Source organism: Pedobacter frigoris, assembly GCF_032678645.1.
Lineage (GTDB): Bacteria > Bacteroidota > Bacteroidia > Sphingobacteriales > Sphingobacteriaceae > Pedobacter > Pedobacter frigoris_A.
In genome coordinates this window covers 1-17,787 of sequence record NZ_JAVTSP010000002.1, presented here as the reverse complement: position 1 = coordinate 17,787, position 17,787 = coordinate 1, and the positions used below count along the sequence as shown (strand labels likewise).

Sequence of the window (17,787 nt, the reverse complement as noted above, 5' to 3'; positions counted from 1 at the left end):
TTTATGAAAAGGATCTTTTATACCTTACTTGCATTACTCATTACACAGCAAACATTTGCTCAGGACATCAACAAGATCATTACCAAAGCATATGTTGACAACCTGATCAAAACACTGAGCAGTGACGAGATGGAAGGCCGAGGAACTTTTACCCCCGGGATTGATAGGGCGGCGACCTTCATAGAAGCGCAGTTTAAAGAAATAGGGCTACAGCCCCTGAAAGGAGCGGATGGTTACAGGCAGACATTCTTTAAAGATTCAACAGACAAAAGACCACTGTTTAACGTGGTGGGAATGATCCCCGGAAAATCAAAGGCGACTGAGCTGGTGGTTTTTTCCGGGCACTACGATCATCTTGGAATTGTAAAAGGTGATGGGCAGGACAGCATAGCCAATGGTGCTGATGATGACGCATCTGGCATTACAGCCATGATCGCCCTTGCTAAATATTATAAGAAGCTAAAAAACAATGAACGTACGCTGATATTCGTTGCCTTTACCGCAGAAGAAATCGGTGGCTTTGGAAGCAGGCACTTTTCAAAACAGCTAAATCCGGATGATGTAGTAGCGATGTTCAATATTGAGATGATTGGTAAAGAAAGTAAGTTTGGCAAGAACACGGCCTTCATTACAGGCTTTGATAAATCTGATTTTGGTAAAATACTCCAAAAGAACCTTGCCGGTACCGAGTTCACCTTTCATCCAGATCCATACCCAAGACAAAACCTTTTCTACAGAAGTGACAATGCAACTTTAGCTGCACTGGGAGTTCCTGCGCATACCATAAGTACAGACCAGATAGATACAGATAAATTCTACCATACGATTAAAGATGAGTATAGCACGCTGGATACTGACAATATTCTATCCACCATTAAAGCTATTGCAAAAAGTGCCATCTCTATCGTGAAGGGTACAGATGCTCCCACCAGGATTCCAAGACTTGTAGAATAAGATTACAGGGATTTCTCCATTACGTAATCATTCATATAGAAACCGTCGCCGATATGAAGGTCGACGGTTTCTTTTATTTCAAAGCCGGCCTTTTTATAAAAATCAGCGGCTTTATTATTTCTGTTTACATTGAGCTGCAGCGCTCTTGCGCCTTTGTCTTTTATTAAGTTGATGACCTCATTCATGAGTACCTTACCGACACCCTTTCCGTGGGTCTCCGGAAGTACGTAAAGTTTATGCAGTTTATAAATGTTGTTTTCAGGATCAATTAAAGAAAATCCGGCAAAGCCAAGATCATCCTCCCCCTCCTGTGCTACTAAAAAAGTATGACCCTGCTGCAATTGGGATAGCAACTCTCCGGTGTTATACATTTTCTCCAGCATGTATTCAATCTGTTCGACAGACAAATATTCAGCATAGGCAACCCTCCAGGTGCGGTTGGCTAAATCCTGTATACTCGCAATATCTGTTTCTTTGGCTCTCCTTAGGACGATCATAACTTTTCACTTATAAATAAATAAGGTGTTGTAAAGGTAAATTCCACAAACCCATCACTAACTACTACAAACTCCCCGTGCTCATTCTGCATCAGGTTGCTCGTTTCAAAATAAGAAACTACCTCAATGTTGAAGATACTGCCCTCGGGCTTCCATATTTTAAATCCGGGTTTTATGGCATATGCTTTTTCCGTTTCCGTAAATACTACGATATTGATTGTCGCTACATAATCCCCCATTTCCCGTAAATTGCTTTTCAGATCAATAACATTTACCGCAGGGTATTTTTCGCTGATCAGAAAATCTAGTACCGCATCCAGTTCGTCTTTCCCGGTTTTAATGATCCTGATGTTCTCCTGGAAGAAGTCCTCATCTGCAGTGGTAACCACGGCATCCACCTTAAGGCCAAGGCTAACTACTTTTTCATAGACAGCAGCATTGACAATCAGCGTAGGACTCCATTCCAATAGCTGACCCAGGTATTCTTCATTGAAATCACCCAGGTGATGAATGTAAAGTGCTGGCTCCTGTTTTTCTCTAACAATATGATGTGACGACATACCTGCAAATATAAAAGACCTGAATTATAATCAGTCAGCTAAGAAAATTTTCCTGTAGGTAAGGCTTTGCAGATGCCAAGAAGGCCGATTTTAACTCAGGCAAAAAACCATCGGTATTTGATAAGATTGTGGTGGTTTGCGAAAAATGATTTCTGGTAATTTATTCTTAATTGGTATATACAGAATATACCTCCAAATATAACCATAAACTAACAAACTATGAAAGGAATTTTACAAATGCACTTGCGGGTGCTCGGAATCGTCTTCATGTTATTACAATCCCATTATGTTTTTGCGCAGGTAAGAATATCGGGAACAGTAGTTGAGTCAGACGGAAAAGTCCCATTGGCCGGAGCCACGATCGCCACTACGGGAACACCTAAATCTACAGCAACAACTGATGGCTCTGGTAAGTTTACAATTACGGTAGCTAACGGCGCAATGCTAAGGATTACAACAATCGGCTACAAGCCGGTAACTATTGCGGCCAAAGAAGGAATGACGGTAGAAATGGTCTCTACCTCTATTGATCTGGATGAAACTGTGGTTGTGGGTTATACCACTCAAAAGAAAGAGCTTTTGAGCGGATCGGTAGCTACCGTTAAGTTTACGGAAACGGAAACTGAAATACCCACGACATCAGTGGGTAACTTATTGGCTGGAAGAATGCCCGGATTATATGTTTCCACGCCTAGCGGTATCCCTGGAGCACAGCCTGGGATTCGTATTAGAACAGCAAATCCAGTGAACGGTGCGGCTACTTTATATGTAATTGACGGAAAAGTTACGTCTGATGCTGGAGAATTCAACAATTTAAGTCCTAATGAAATTGATGAAATCACCATCTTGAAAGACGCAGCAACAACTGCTGCTTATGGCGCACGTGCCGCTGGTGGTGTTATGTTGGTTACAACTAAACGTGGCAAAGCAGGAAAAGCTTCTGTAAACTACTCTGTAAATACTGGTAAAGATGTTCGTGGAAGGAACATGGAACTCACAAATATTATGGAGTGGGGGGATATTTATCATAGAATTACCGGCGCAGCAGACAATCTGTGGACTGAAGGCGCAAAAGCGTACTTTAAAGACACCGATTTTGGTGGCGGCAAGGGCTATGGTTTTAATGCCCTAAAAGACGTTTATGTAGACCCTTCTATAACTACGCACAATGTAAGTGCATCGGGAGGTACAGATAGACTTCAATATTTTGTTGGAGGTTCTTTTGTAAATCAGGAAACTTTCATCAAGAATACCAATGAAAAGAAGTACAATGTGAGGACAAATGTGACAGCTAAACTTACTGAAGATGTAGAGGTTTTTGCAGGCTTTAGCTTAAACAATAATAAATTTAGCGAGCCTCAGGGCGATTGGTCGGGAGATATGTTTCCTAAACTTCTGGTATGGCAACCTTATATGCCGTCGTTTAACAATGCAGGGTTACCGGCGTATTATTTTTGGATTACCAATAAACCAGCTGAAGCAAATGGAATGGCTGGTTATAGCAACAGAGAATCCATTAGATCTGTTATCAACTTAAACGCAACGTATAAAGCTCCTTTTTTACAAGGATTAAGTGCTAAAGTTGGTTATATTAAAAGCTATACCAATACCAATCAAAAAATATACTCACATCCTTTTACCTATTATGAATTGAAGCAGATTGAGCCTGCTATTTGGGATTTAGATGGCCCTACTGTATCTAAAACTCTTTCTCAGCATTCGAATTATATAGAAAAATTATCAGCATGGAACCAGGAGGATCAATTGAACTTTCAGGTAAATTTTGATAGGACTTTTGCCAAACATCACGTAAATGCGGCTCTTATATATGAGCGTCAGGAACGTTCTGGTGATGGTATTGATGCCGCCATCAATGGTTTCCCTATTTATACAACCGACCAATGGTGGGCATCTACCGGCGGGGCTGGTGTTATAAATGGTACGGCGACCAAGAGTGTCAGCAATACCTATGGTTTTGAGGTTACAACAGGCCGTAAATCATTCATCGGACAACTTGCATACGACTATGACGGTAAATATATCGCCACTTTTACCTCTCGTTATGATGGTTCGGTAATTTTTGCACCAGATAAACGCTGGGGATTCTTCCCTGCAGCTTCTGCAGCCTGGATAGTTTCTAAAGAAAATTTCTTTAGAAATGTAAAAGGAATCGAATCTTTAAAATTAAGAGCTTCTTTTGGTGTAATCGGTAATGATAATGTTGCCCGCTGGCAATACGAAGATAGTTACCGTGCAGGTTCTAGCGCATTTTTTGGCGAATCTCCTTCGCTCAATCCAGGGATACAGTACGGTACATTTCCAAATCCAAATATTACCTGGGAAAAATATAGCAACAGGAACATTGGTATCGATATCAGTTTCTTAAAACATTTTAGTGCCACAGCAGAATATTGGAACAACCTTACTTCTGATGTCTTAGGCCAAAGGATAGGAACCACTCCTCCAACTTTTAGTCGTTCACTACCAGCCGTAAATTATGGCAAAATGGAAGCAAATGGCATTGATCTGGCTTTGAACTATAACAATAGCGTTGGCGCATTCAATTATAATGTAGGTGCTACTTTCACTTATGGCGATTCACGTTACAAAGTATGGGATCAAAATATCACTTACGATTATCAGGATCGACTTAAATCTGGTCGTTCTGCCAATTATATTACAGGTTACACGGTTGATAAATTGCTTAGATCACAAGCAGATGTTGATGCTTTACTCGCGGATCATCCTGGCTATAATTTCAATGGCATAGCACCTAAACCTGGTCAGTTTGCTTATAAAGACTTTAATGGCGATAATAAAATCGACAACAATGACATACAAGTATTAAACAACAGCAATAACGCTAAATCAATCGGCTTGAATTTAAGTGCAGAATGGAAAGGCATCAGCATTAATGCTAATTTCAACGGTTCATTTGGCTACAAAAAATCTTTCAACGATTTGTCCGGAGGTGTAGAATGGAACAGGATGTGGCGCCCTTGGTATGATCAATCTTGGACTCCGGAAAATCCTACTGGTTCTTGGTTGCCGTATCGTTACAGCGCAAATGACGCGGTGAGATCAGTCAATACAAGCGGAAGTGATTTCTGGCTGGCAGATGCAAGTTTTGTACGTCTGAAGTTCTTGAACGTTGCTTATAATGTTCCACAGAAATTTTATAAAAAGTATGTAAATAACATTCGCTTTTACTTATCAGGATCCAACCTTTTTGTGATCAGTAAATTTGATAAGAAATTCTATGACCCTGAAATGGGTGGTGGTACATCTTTCCCGATTGTTAAATCATACAATGCTGGTCTTAGTGTAACTTTCTAAATTTTAACATTAAAAGGAAATCAACATGAAACATTTAAATAGAAATAAATTTATTCTTTACATCGTCCTGATTTTATTGGGGTCGTCTTGTAAAAAAGGATTGGATTACCAGAACACGGGAGCCATAAATCCACAAAACGTATGGACAGATTCTGTCTTGATTAAGGCTTATTTAAACGATGTATATGGGGGTAGTATGCCGGGATGGCCGCTTGGAAGCGGTGCGAATGCTGACGAAGGCATTAATGCCTCCGGAGGGAACTTAGGAAGCTTCCAGCGCGGCATAGTCGATGTGGCGGTAAATTTCACCAACCTGAACTATACCATGATCGACAAAACCAATTATTTTATGGATCAATTGGCAAATGTGTCGGAATCGGTAATCAGTTCGGGAACCAAAAACAGGTTAATTGCTGAGGCCAAATTTTGGCGTGCCTGGACGTACTGGGGAATGGTAAGTTCAGTTGGCGGTGTGCCATTGATCCTGAAGACACAAAATGGTAACGATCTGAGTTCGCTGAAAGTAGCTCGTAGTAAAACCTCTGAATGTGTTGCGCAAATTATAAAAGACCTGGACGAAGCTGCTCCGGCTTTACCGCCAAATTACACGGGCAATGATTACGGAAGAATTAACCGCGCTGCGGCATTGGGTTTTAAAGCAAGGGTGCTTTTATGGTACGCAAGTCCGTTGTTTAATCCTACAAATGATCAGACCAGGTGGACAAATGCCTATAATGCTGCCAAAGCTGCTGTACAAGCTGCAGATGCTGCGGGTTTTGGACTGTTTTCAAATTACAAGTTAATCTGGTATTCGAGGAACAAAGAGCACATCATGACCAGGCAGTACTACTACCCTGACAGTTACATGAACTTTAACTCCATAAGACCCCTTCCCTTTACAAACGGAAACACCAATACCGATCAGCCGATATTGCCATTGTTGGTCGCTTATCCAAAACGTGATGGCAGTCCGATGCAATTTGATAAGAACCAATTGTCTAATGCAGCTTACAACCAACAGTTTTTAACAGATTTTTACACCAATCGTGATGACCGTTTTTACGCAACCATCTGGTGCGGCGGTACTGTGTACCCAACACCTGATGTAAATACGATCGGAATGACCGCTCCAAGATCCCGTACTTACTGGCAAGCCTGGACATGGAAAGCAGCCGCAACACCTAGTGCCGTTCTTCCGGAGAAAAACAGTACTGTATTTCAGGGTATTTCTCCGCTTGTCCAAAATGGCGATGAAAACGGTGTTACAGGATTTTTCCAGCGTAAAGGCTTAGATACCCTTATAGACAGAGCGGCCCTGGTTGGTGTAGCTGCAGGTGCTAAAAGCTGGTTCTCGCCGATGCGTTACGCAGAATTGCTTTTAAACCTTGCCGAAGCGGCAAATGAAACAGGTAATGGCAATGAGGCGATAGCCGCATTATCTTCCATACGCCAACGTGCAGGTATTGCTGCCGGGGCATCCGGAAAATATGGTATTACCGCAACTTCACAGCCCGATCTGCGTGCGGCAATTATGAACGAACGTCAGGTGGAACTTGCTTTTGAAGGATTTAGGTTTAGTGATTTAAGAAGATGGAGACGTTACGATATTTTGAATGCCCAAACTACCAGAAGAGGATTATTCTTAATGTTAAATAAAGGTGAAGCCCTGCCTGGGAACACAGATAACATCATGACCGCTTCTGTAAGGTCTAAATTTTCTGCAGTGGTTGTGGAAAATCTTGATAAAACACCGGCAGCTAATCAGGCATATAATCTGAGTCTTAATCATTGGTTTAACTCTTTAAATCCGGCGCAGATTTCTATTATACCTACTCAATTGCCACAAAACAAAGAATGGGGAGGTTCTTTTGATCCGTTGCAATAAACTATAGAAGAAGATTTAATGGCTGTCCAAAAAGGTACGTTCGGGATCCTGAAATAAATTCAGGATCCCGAACGTACCTTTTTGGACGCCCTCTTTTTTTAGAATGCACTGAATTGATACCTTAGTATCAGGTATCCATAAAGAAAATTAAATAAGGAATAAACTTCAGATAAAAACACACAACTGAAAAGCCAATCCATTATGAAACTAAACTTCATTAACATCGTAATCGCCCTTTTTGTTACTGCAATTCCAGCATCGGTCTTTGCACAGTACAATTTCAGCACCGATTATTTTAAAATCCAGATCAGCACGAAAGGCTTCATCACCAGTATGAAAAACATTACGGTTAAGCCCAACCGAGAATTTAGTCCGGCAGATAAGCCCTCGCCGGTGATGAGTTTATACGATAGTAAAAAGAATGTTTACTACCAGCCAACCAGTGCGACCTATAGCCAGACCAACCAGACCATGGCACTCAAATATCCGAATGGTTCAGTTGCGAAAATCAGTATCGTTCCCAATAAAAAGTATTTTAAACTGACCTTGCAATCGCTTTCGCCGCGTAATGGAATTGACGTTATCCAGTGGGGGAACTACCATACCAATATTACCAACCTATTGGGTGAGATCATAGGCGTTGCCCGCGATACCAGCAAAACAATTAACTATGCAATTGGCATGCTTGCCCTGAACGACAAGACCATAAGCGGGTTGGCCGAAACCATTGGCGATGCGGCTCCTTTTCAATACATGATCCATACGCCCGATGCCAAGCGTTTTCCCTTACCAAAAGAGCTTCACGAAGGACAAATTTTTACCCTGGGTGGAAATGGCATCAGTGATGTTGCTTTTTATGCGCACAAAGAACCATGGTACAGAATTATGTATGGTAATGCAGCCCAGGTAGACAAAAAAGGCCAGATATCTATTGCGTATCAGTCCAGGGATAGGTCTTTTGAAAGAGAAATCTATTTTTCATTAATGCCCCTTATGGAGGCCAATAAACCAAACCATTTGCAGGTGCAGCCGCTGCCGGTAGATTATATCGGATCGTCTGTAGCCTTATGGGGAAGTCCGGATAGCACAGCTTTATTGAATGTAATGCAAAAAATTGTTCTGGCCGAAAAGCTCCCTCATCCAACCATCAACGGGAAATGGGTAAAAGATCCTGCTGCTTTCGTTCCTGATGCCCTTACAGCGGGTAATTTAAATGACAGCATAATATCCTATGTATCAAGACTGGGCTTTAAAACGATAAGTTTATACGATCAGGGTTTTTTAAGAGCCAATCGTGGCAATAGCGGCTATATTGACGGAAAGAATTTTGAGAAAAAGCCGATAAAACTAACAACTGGAAATCTTTCACATAAGGAATTTTCAGATCTGGCAGCTAAAAAGGGCATTACTATAGGCAGAACACCTATTACCAATGCTTTGGCGCCGGGTACGATGGATGCCAGCCCAATGCCGAGCGATAGTTTGTGCTATCAGCAAAAGCGATTGCTGGTAAAAAGTATTAGTGCAACGGACACGGTTATTCTTGTTGATGACCCGACACATCTTGATGAGGTAGCCAGCTGGGAAGGTCATTGTGCCAACTTAAATATGATCAAAATTGGGAAGGAACTGATCCATTATATGGGTGTTTCGAAAGAAAAACCATATCGTCTTTTGAATGTAAAGCGAGGATACTGGAAGACCACCCCGTCAAATCATGCGAACAGAGATACCATTTATAAACTTCAGGTAACCGTTAACTATGGTTACGACGGGCTTATCCCGAATATGCAATTGCAGGATAAAATAGCCGAGCACTTTGCTGAGGTTTGTAAAATCAATGGTCTTGCCTACTATGATTTCGATGGACAGGAGTTTTTGTTTAATAATGGGCATGGGTATTATTCCACCAAGCTTTTCTTCGGCAAAATGTTTGAAAAAGCGAAGCAATTGGGTGTTCCATATATACGTTTCACAGGTGCGACTTTATCTGAGGGTTCATGGCATTATCAAAGTATCTGGAATGTTGGAGGAGGAAAAAATCTATATGATGTGGATACAAGAGAATGGGGAAGTACTACCAGTCAGGGGAAAGACCTCAGAGATGTAACCTACGCGAATTTTTTCCCTGTAGGTATGGGTGGCAATTTTCCCATCAAAGCCAATTCTAAAGTGGAAGACTATGAACACGTTCAAGCCATTTCAGTAGGAGTTGGTACCACATATAGCCTAACGCTGAATCAAAAGGATGTGGAAAGCTGTCCTCAGAAAGATGCGATCTTTAAAGCAATAAGAACATGGGAAGATGCAAGAGCAGCCAATGCCTTTCCAAAATGGGTAAAAGAACAATTGTCAGACCCTGCGCAATCATTTCATCTGGAAAGTGTCAATGTCAATAACTGGAATTTATACAAAACAAACAGAGATGGTTCGAACAAAAAACTATTTGTGAAGTTAAAAAGAGCTGTGGGATATTAATAAATGACGTAAAAAAAGCCTGTCACTTCATTTTTCGGACAGGCTTTTTTATTTAAAGGGTTCAATTAGTTCAGCATAAAACTAACAGGCCCGTTTTTTTGCAGGGATAGCGAGAGGCTGTTGTGTTTAATCAATACCTTCTTCCCGATTACTTCACCCCTAAGGTTGACCGGGATGGCATAAGTAAATTTCAAGGCAGGAGGCAATTGCACAGTGACCGTTGAACTGATGCCGGCTTGTTCCCAAACCCGTAGCAATGTTCCCTTATTTCCATTAGGATCTGCGCCAAATGCAGTTACCAGAACCCCCTTACGGGAAACAGAAATGCCAGATTTCTCCGATGGCAATAACTTACCCTTTCCGCTTGCTGTCGTTGCCAGTAAAGGCATCCGTGCTTCCCATGACTTGACTGCGATATTTTCGGCGGCCTGTTCGTTTCGATTGATTCCCCAGATCCGTACACGTTCAGACCAGGAACCTTCTGTCCAATAAGGGAAATTGGTATTCCACATGTTATTGTACAAGTTTACAAACACCGCAGCATTTTTTGGCAGGAAGTCATAACTATACTTCCAGAGACCCGGCTCACCAAAACTCATTAAAGGTGCATCTACCGCACAAATACCTACCCCTGATTGATCAGGCGAAACCAATGCAGTACCTGTATTTACACCGTAGATATGCCTGTTGCCGCCAACCAACTGATCTTTCGATAAATCCATTGCCCCGCCTAAACGGCCAACTGTATATTTTGCATTGTTCACTTTAAACGGGAAACATAACCAGCCTCCTTCAGGTATGGTGTTCGGAATTTTGCCGTCAATATTCCATTCAATATCGACATAGGGTTGCGCGGCAGGAAAAGTAAATCTTATGGCAATTGAGCGGGCAATTGTGGCAGCTTCATTTGTGACCAGGGTTACCACATCTGCAACGGGAGAATGCACTATTTTTATTTTCCAGTTTGTAGGTGTGGTTGCCGAATAGTTGATATCTTTTGGCATATTGGGCTTAATCGTTGCATTAGAAGCATTGGTCATTGTACAATACCGATTGTAATAATCTATTGTTTGCGCATAACTAAATACTTCGTGTAAATACTGACCAAGCACATACTGCCCGTTTTGCGCAACCATCTCTTTACCGCTGGCCTTTTCAATAAGCGAAACAATTCCTCCTCTTTTTGTGTCGAACCGGACCTTAAAATAATTTGTCTGGAGTGTTGTGGTTTCTGTTTCAGCTACACCAGGGTCGGGTTTTCCTTTTTTGATGGTCTTATAACCACTTGCAGGAATATTCTCAGCCCAGATCTTTTCTCCGTCAACTTCTACTACCCCACTTCTCGTCCATGGCAGGGTGTTATAGACAATAATGTCACCTGTGTTTGCTTTTACCGATTGCGACAATAAAGCCAACCGTTTATTTAAACCGGTAGAAACAATACTATCCGTAATATTGATATAGCGTCGATGCTCATCAAAGCTTGATTCAAATTTTTTATAATATCCATTCGCCCTGGCTTTAATAAAATCATTGTTATACAAATATCTTTCCGTCCCCCTGTTCTTTCCATCCATGGAGAAGAAACCCCAGCCGGGAGTCATGGCGCCCCACGTGTGTTCTCCGTACAGCATACTATTTTCGTAAGCAACGGCTAACTGATCAGCTAATGGATCAGTGCCGATACCCCATGCCTGCAAACTGGTATTAAAAACATCAAGAGCTGTTTGTAATGGACGGATGTTGCGGGCTGTTTTTGTTTCGGCTGGCATTGCCATTACACCATGTATCCAGGGATCAACCATATCACCACGCACAACAGGAATAGCAGGATTTTCTTTCAACAATGCCAGTGCATATTCATCTAAAGTCGATAAATGCAATTTTACACCTTTCATCTCAGCTGCCTGTTTTTTCACATCCTCAATTTCCTTAGGAGATGGCGGTCCCTCGTTGTCATGTGTCATGACAACAGATAAATAGTTTTTGGAAGGCCAGTCCTTTGGAGGCTTCACATCCGAGCCATAGTGAGGCGTATAATTACAAAGTATCCGCGAACCGTCAGAGCCTATCCACCAGAACAATTTTGGGAGCAACACCGGGCGGTCGGAATAATTAGCACCGATCTGTAAAAATTTTATACCGGCTTTAGAAAGTAAAGAAGGCAACATCCAGCTATGCGCAGGTACATCGGTCATTTTTGCGGCGATAGGCAAAGGATGACCATACTTGCGGGCTACATTAGAAGAAAAGACCAAGCTTCTTACATAGTCTTCTGCTTCAAAAGCATCAGTATGAATCGTACATGGCAGGCCATGCACATTAATTGATCCTTCTCTCAAAGCCAGTTCCACTTTCGCTTTACGATCAGGGGTCTGCAAAGGCCCTAATATATCTCCCCACATGGGCCAGCCAGCAATGGTCCATTTAAATCGTTCATCAATTGGTTTTTTCCGATCGGCGTCGATTAGGCGTATCGCATTGTCCATCATATCTACCCTGTACTTTGTTAATACAGCTTCTGCCGACATGGTATAGCCGATATCACAATGGGTTTTAAATACCACCCAGATATCTGTTACGGCCGGGGCCTTTTTGCCGGGTAGCAAGCTGGAAGGCGTAGCCGGTACCGGTATGGGAGACTTAGGCGTGTCCTGAGCCCCAACCTTTACACTCCATAAAGTAGATAAATATGCCAGCAGGATCAATTTTGTTTTCATCTTTACCATACTCTTATCTTTTGTTTTCCACTTTTTAAAATTTCAAATGCACCAGGTGAGGGGTTCAGTATATTGCGTTTATTGCCCAAATAATCTGTATCAATTTTTAGCGCAGAACCATCCACATTTTCAAAAGGTAAATCAGGAACGATTGCCTTTTTTATTGAAGCTGTTGTTGCCAGTTTTCTTTTTTGCTGCGTCAGCCAATTTTTATCCCACGTAATTTCCAGATACATTTTATCCCCTTCTTTTACTAACCCGGCGGCGGCATCAAAATTATCATCCGCTATAAAATTCTTTTCTTCAGCATCCTTATCCGCGACATTTTTGACCTTTTCTTTGGCTTCAGCACTTATTTCTCCAAAACTTCTTTGTTTATTACCCGAAATTGCCCTTTTCGCTCCTTTTGCATATACATTGCCATCAAAAGTTACCGGCAGGATATTCTTTTTATATTGGCCTGCATCACCACCATTTACAAATAAATTATTGACGAACTGAATATCACCTGCAGGGTTGTCATGCAGTGCGATAACATCAGTAGCATGTGGTTTTTGGTGAGGTGTTAAACGGCTATCGTACGATACCACATCCATTTTGCCCGCAAAAATATTGTGGACAAATGCCGCACCGCTAGAATTCATGAGCAAATTTGTTTTAGACAGTAGTATATTATTGCTCACCAGCATGGGACCATGGTTTACTTCTAAAAAGATGTCTAATCCATTTTCATGCATCAAATTATTTTTCACCTGAACGCCCTGGGCCATCCAATCCAGCCAAACTCCCATATTGGTACGGTAAATTTGATTGTTACGAATCTGCACATCTACTGCTCCATGAAATTTAATCCCAGCCATTTCGGCTCCGCTAAATAATTTCCTTACATGGATATCATGAATCGTATTCCCCTCTACAATACTAAATGCGCAGCCCATACTGCCCACAATGCCGGTTTGCTCACAATAAGCAATTGTATTGTTGCGCACCAAATGGCCACCAATGGTTCCTTTATTCCATCCAAACTTCAAGGCCCTGTTGATCGTACCTACATAGCCTTCGGCCGACTCCGTATCTTTATTGTCGTAAGCATCACCATACTTGCCAAGGGCGATACCGACACATTTTGAATATTGAATGGTATTATTTTCAATAATCCAGCCCCTGCTCCAATTGGTGCCAATTAAGCCCATTTGTTCGGCTGTTGGCGGTGCCCAATTGGTAGCTGCATGCTCCATAATAAAACCGCGAACGGTTATGAAATTTGTAAAAGGTTTTTCAGGATAAAACACTTTTTGACGTACATTAATTTCTACGGTCTCTTTATTTGGGTCTGCATTTTTAAACTGAGCCCATATCCTGGTCGTAGTGGAATCAACCTCTGCCCACCAAAGTGTGTTTTTTTCTTTGGCAACATTCATTACATTTTCCTTTGTCAGCGCTTCCATCAACCAATCTCCGTTAAGGTATACCGCTCCGGTATGAAATTTACTTCCTTTTGGCGGCCAATACCAATCGCCACGAATCAGGTCGTTAAACGGGTTGAATTTGCCAAAAAGCGTATTGGGAACTTTCACAACCCATGTGTCGTTCTTTTCTTTTTGCCAGCCTTTAATTATTTCCGAGCCTTTGATTTCTACTTTATCTCCTTTTGCAGCCTGGTAAACAATACGTTCATTGTCAGAATTTCCTCCGCGCGGAGGTGTAATCTGTTCGCGGTATACACCGGCATGAACAGTAATCACATCGCCCGGCATGGCCATGCCAGCTGCTGCTGTTATGGTTTTAAAAGGGTTTTCTATAGTTCCCAGATCGGTATCACTGCCATTTACTGAAACGTGATACTCCCTGCCTTTTGAGCCGGTTTTTCCGGCGGTTGTTTTTTGCGCAAAAGCATTCAGGCTGATTGCAACAAAAAATATAAGCGGTATTATTCTCTTATTAGTCATCTTTTATTTGGAATAGTTTATTGAGTCTATCTGTATTTTCCTATTTTTTTATGATGAGTACTTCGGGGCGTAAATACGGTTTATTCAGATCCGTTATCGGTTTATAGGCATAAGGATCTGTACCTGCCACCATCAAAATATCTCTCATATCTTCTGTTGGAGGAAGCTTTCCATCCTGATCCCATGGCAACATACTTTCGGCGCTCATGTAATGGTTTACCAATGCCATGCGGAAATTATCGGATGTCTTATTGCGCTTAGAACTGTGCAACAAATAGCCATGAAAGAACACAACAGTCCCACTCTTTACTTCAACCGGAATAATTTCTTCTTTATAACTAGTTACATCAATAGTGTCAATGTCCGCGTATTCATCGCTGAAGTTATCTACCCTAGGCATCATGTAGCCAGATTTATGACTGCCTGGTATAATCCATAAACATCCATTTTCAATCGATGCATCATCAATTGCAATCCATACACCTATTAGTGACTTATCACGTGTAGGAATGTAAAACTCATCCTGATGCCAGGCTTGTCCCGCTTTACCTGGCCCTTTAACAAAAAGCATGCTTTGCATACATTTTACATTGGGACTTACTATATTTTCTAACACGCTTACAATTCCTTCTTGTGAAAGATTTTTTTTAATAACAGGAGATATTTTATGAGGGAAATGAATAGCCACGTATTTTTTTAATACATCGGCATCATTTTCTTCTGCAGTAACCGGAATCAGTCCTTCCATGGCGCCGTATTTGCCTCTGAATATTTTTACAGTATCCTTTTTTAATTCTTCAATTTCATCAACTGATACAATGTGGGGAGCAATCAGGTATCCATAGTCCTCATAAAACTGAACATTTTCGGGAGTTATACTCCCATTAAAAACGTATTGATTTGGGTTGTTCATAAGATTACTTTTAGAAATAAATTATATGTTATTTTTAGGAAGCTTTACAAGCATCCTCTCTAATTCTTCTAGTGATTTACCTTTAGTTTCCGGAATTTTCAATCTGAGATAGACGTAGTAGATAAAGCACAAAACCGAAAAAAGCAGAAGCGTTACTGTCACACCAAATTGTTCATTCAGTATAGGAAATGCAAAGCTGGCGGCAAAATCTGCTACCCATAGCAGTAAGGTGCTTACCGAAAGCGCCAGTCCTCTGATACGGTTTGGGAATATTTCAGAGAGGATTACCCATGTTACCGATCCTAAGCTCGCAGAAAACCCAGCGATGTAGCACATTAAAAATAACAAGACCAGGTAGTTGTCAAAATATTGGAAATAAAAACAAGCAGCTACGCCAATAAGTGAAACCGTCATGATTAAGCAACCCGTAAGCAACAAGATTTTTCTGCCTGCCTTGTCTACCAGCCAAATAGATACAAACGTGAAAAGGAACATGATTACTCCTATGCCGATGGTTTGAAGCAGCGCATTTTCATTATTGACACCTGTTTTTTTAATTATTTCAGGGGCATAGTATAAAATAGCATTAATGCCTGTTATCTGTTGGAAAACGGCAATTATAATCCCCATCCATAAAAGAGGGCGAAAAGCAGGAAGCCATAAATCTGAAAATTTCTCTCTATGTTCATCTTGAAAATTCCTTTCAATTGCTGCCAGCTCCATACTGCCATAAACGACTCCTCCGATTTTTGTCAGCACAATCTCTGCCTCTTTTTTTCGATGCTTCTTCACTAGCCATCTAGGGGATTCGGGTACCATAAACATAAAAGCAAAGAACAATACTGAGGGTATGGCCTGCGAAGCAAACATCCAACGCCAGTTATTTTCGCCGGCATCGGCTAACAGGTAGTTAGATAAATAGGCGAGTAATATCCCTAGAACAATTGCAAGCTGATAAAGTGATACCATTCGCCCACGTAAGGCACCAGGTACCGTTTCAGCAATATACATAGGCGCTGCCATAGCAGCAGTTCCCACAGCCAGGCCTCCAGCTATTCTGAAAAAAACAAATGTTATTAATGAATGAGCTAGGGCTGTCCCAATACCAGTAACTGCGAATAAAAAACCGCAGAGGAGTAATGTTTTCTTTCTACCCCATACATCACATAGCTTTCCAGCAATAGCCGCTCCGATTACACAACCAATTAATATGCAGCTAACTGCCCAGCCTAATGTGTATTGGCTCAATTTGAAATAGGGTCCAATAAAATTGATGGCACCAGAAATTATTGCCGTATCGAATCCAAATAATAAGCCACCCAAAGCAGATACAAGACTTACCAGGAAAATATAAGAAGCATTAAATTTTGTTGTCGGCATCACTGATTTGCCTTTAGACTCCATTAAACCTGTTTTCATCAGCATATATTTAGTTTTCTAAGGTCATCAAATCGGATTAAAGCAAATAATGGTTTCTTAACAAATAGTGATGGTATTTTCTCATAGCCTAATAGGGTAAGACACTGTGATCAGTTCGCCTTGTGGTCGCTTCTGCTCCGGTGCAACTAGGGTTCTTCTGGGGTGTTGGTTCGATCACGAACGAGGCAACACCCTAGATGATACGGAGCAGTACCCTGGATGATACAAGCGCAAAGCGAAGACAAGTCGGGAAGAGACACGGTGTTAAGCTATATTAGTACGAGACAAATTCTTAAACGCGACTACCTAGCTGATAAGCCCTTTATAAGGGGCTTAAAAGCGGCTTGTAAGGGTAGGTACTCTTTAACCTTACAAATCCCTTATCAATCCCTTTTAAGTCCTATCTGAGCCTTATGCCAGATACTTTGTCATCCTGAACATCCACGTCGTCATTCCGAGTTTTGAGGAGCCGAGCCCTTCGGCGAGCTCACTTAGCTAATCTCTTGAACCATGCTTGAACAAGAGATCTCTCGTCGCTATGCTTCCCTCGAGATGACGAGGTGCGCATGATCGGTTTTTGATCATTGATGGTACTGGTTTATCATATCGGGGCATCTTTAAAGGATTTGGGTAATAAGTGGTTTGCATTTTCGAAAATGCCTATGTCTGCAATTGACATGCTGAATAGGTTGTGATGGTGGCGATTTGATTATGGCCAATACCTACAGGAATGGATTCTTAAACCGATAGAGTAATTTTTCTCCTTGTTTTACAGGTGATTAACAAATTTATGCGAATAAATACTGGGAATTGTTTGGAGAGAGGGTGTTTTTTCCTACTTTTGCACCCCGCTTCGGAGGAAGAGAGAAAGTTGAAAAGGATTAGAGAGGATGATGATTTGAAAGGTTGTGAGATAGGAAATGTCTCTTTTGGTTTTTGGTCTGCTTGGGTGGATGTAGCTTTGAAAAGCTTGGAAAAATAAAAAGAAAAAAAGTTTTAAAAAAAGCTTGACAATAATAAAAAGATTTCTACCTTTGCAATCCCAAACAGAACGGGAGTTACCAAACGGAGTTTAG

General features: G+C 41.4%; 10 protein-coding genes. 4 read left to right on the top strand and 6 right to left on the bottom strand.

Features of this window, described 5'->3' with window-relative positions; translation table 11 throughout:
- Window positions 1-3: 3 nt before the first annotated feature.
- Window positions 4-954, top strand: a complete 951-nt coding sequence (locus R2Q78_RS06450; protein ID WP_316790036.1) for a M20/M25/M40 family metallo-hydrolase — start codon at window positions 4-6, stop codon at window positions 952-954.
- A 2-nt stretch (window positions 955-956) separates the two neighbouring features.
- On the opposite strand, the gene R2Q78_RS06445 is transcribed toward R2Q78_RS06450, so the two are convergent.
- Together R2Q78_RS06445 and R2Q78_RS06440 are read right to left on the bottom strand one after the other, a co-directional pair.
- Window positions 957-1,451 (bottom strand): GNAT family N-acetyltransferase, encoded by a 495-nt coding sequence (locus tag R2Q78_RS06445; protein WP_316790035.1) that lies wholly within the window; start codon window positions 1,449-1,451, stop codon window positions 957-959.
- A complete protein-coding gene (locus tag R2Q78_RS06440; protein ID WP_316790033.1) occupies window positions 1,448-2,011 on the bottom strand; it encodes a thiamine pyrophosphokinase in 564 nt (187 codons plus the stop codon). The genes R2Q78_RS06445 and R2Q78_RS06440 overlap by 4 nt, the downstream gene beginning before the upstream one ends.
- A 219-nt stretch (window positions 2,012-2,230) precedes the next feature.
- On the opposite strand from R2Q78_RS06440, the gene R2Q78_RS06435 reads away from it, so the two are divergent.
- From R2Q78_RS06435 to R2Q78_RS06425, 3 genes are all read left to right on the top strand, one after another.
- Window positions 2,231-5,347 carry a SusC/RagA family TonB-linked outer membrane protein gene (locus tag R2Q78_RS06435; protein ID WP_316790031.1) on the top strand — a complete coding sequence of 1,039 codons (3,117 nt, stop codon included), beginning with the start codon at window positions 2,231-2,233 and terminating at the stop codon, window positions 5,345-5,347.
- A gap of 25 nt (window positions 5,348-5,372) precedes the next feature.
- Window positions 5,373-7,232, top strand: a complete 1,860-nt coding sequence (locus R2Q78_RS06430) for a RagB/SusD family nutrient uptake outer membrane protein (RefSeq protein ID WP_316790029.1) — start codon at window positions 5,373-5,375, stop codon at window positions 7,230-7,232.
- Window positions 7,233-7,433: 201 nt separating this feature from the next.
- Complete coding sequence (locus tag R2Q78_RS06425; protein WP_316790025.1) at window positions 7,434-9,710, top strand: hypothetical protein; 2,277 nt, start codon at window positions 7,434-7,436, stop codon at window positions 9,708-9,710.
- Between the two features lie 65 nt (window positions 9,711-9,775).
- On the opposite strand, the gene R2Q78_RS06420 is transcribed toward R2Q78_RS06425, so the two are convergent.
- Genes R2Q78_RS06420 through R2Q78_RS06405 form a run of 4 tightly spaced genes read right to left on the bottom strand, consistent with a single transcriptional unit; the run spans window position 9,776 to window position 16,711 of the window.
- Window positions 9,776-12,430 (bottom strand): glycoside hydrolase family 38 C-terminal domain-containing protein, encoded by a 2,655-nt coding sequence (locus tag R2Q78_RS06420; protein WP_316790023.1) that lies wholly within the window; start codon window positions 12,428-12,430, stop codon window positions 9,776-9,778.
- 2 nt (window positions 12,431-12,432) lie between these two features.
- Window positions 12,433-14,379, bottom strand: a complete 1,947-nt coding sequence (locus tag R2Q78_RS06415; protein ID WP_316790022.1) for a right-handed parallel beta-helix repeat-containing protein — start codon at window positions 14,377-14,379, stop codon at window positions 12,433-12,435.
- 40 nt (window positions 14,380-14,419) lie between these two features.
- Window positions 14,420-15,292 (bottom strand): phytanoyl-CoA dioxygenase family protein, encoded by an 873-nt coding sequence (locus R2Q78_RS06410; RefSeq protein ID WP_316790019.1) that lies wholly within the window; start codon window positions 15,290-15,292, stop codon window positions 14,420-14,422.
- A gap of 21 nt (window positions 15,293-15,313) precedes the next feature.
- Window positions 15,314-16,711, bottom strand: a complete 1,398-nt coding sequence (locus tag R2Q78_RS06405; RefSeq protein ID WP_316790016.1) for a sugar porter family MFS transporter — start codon at window positions 16,709-16,711, stop codon at window positions 15,314-15,316.
- Window positions 16,712-17,787: the final 1,076 nt, after the last annotated feature.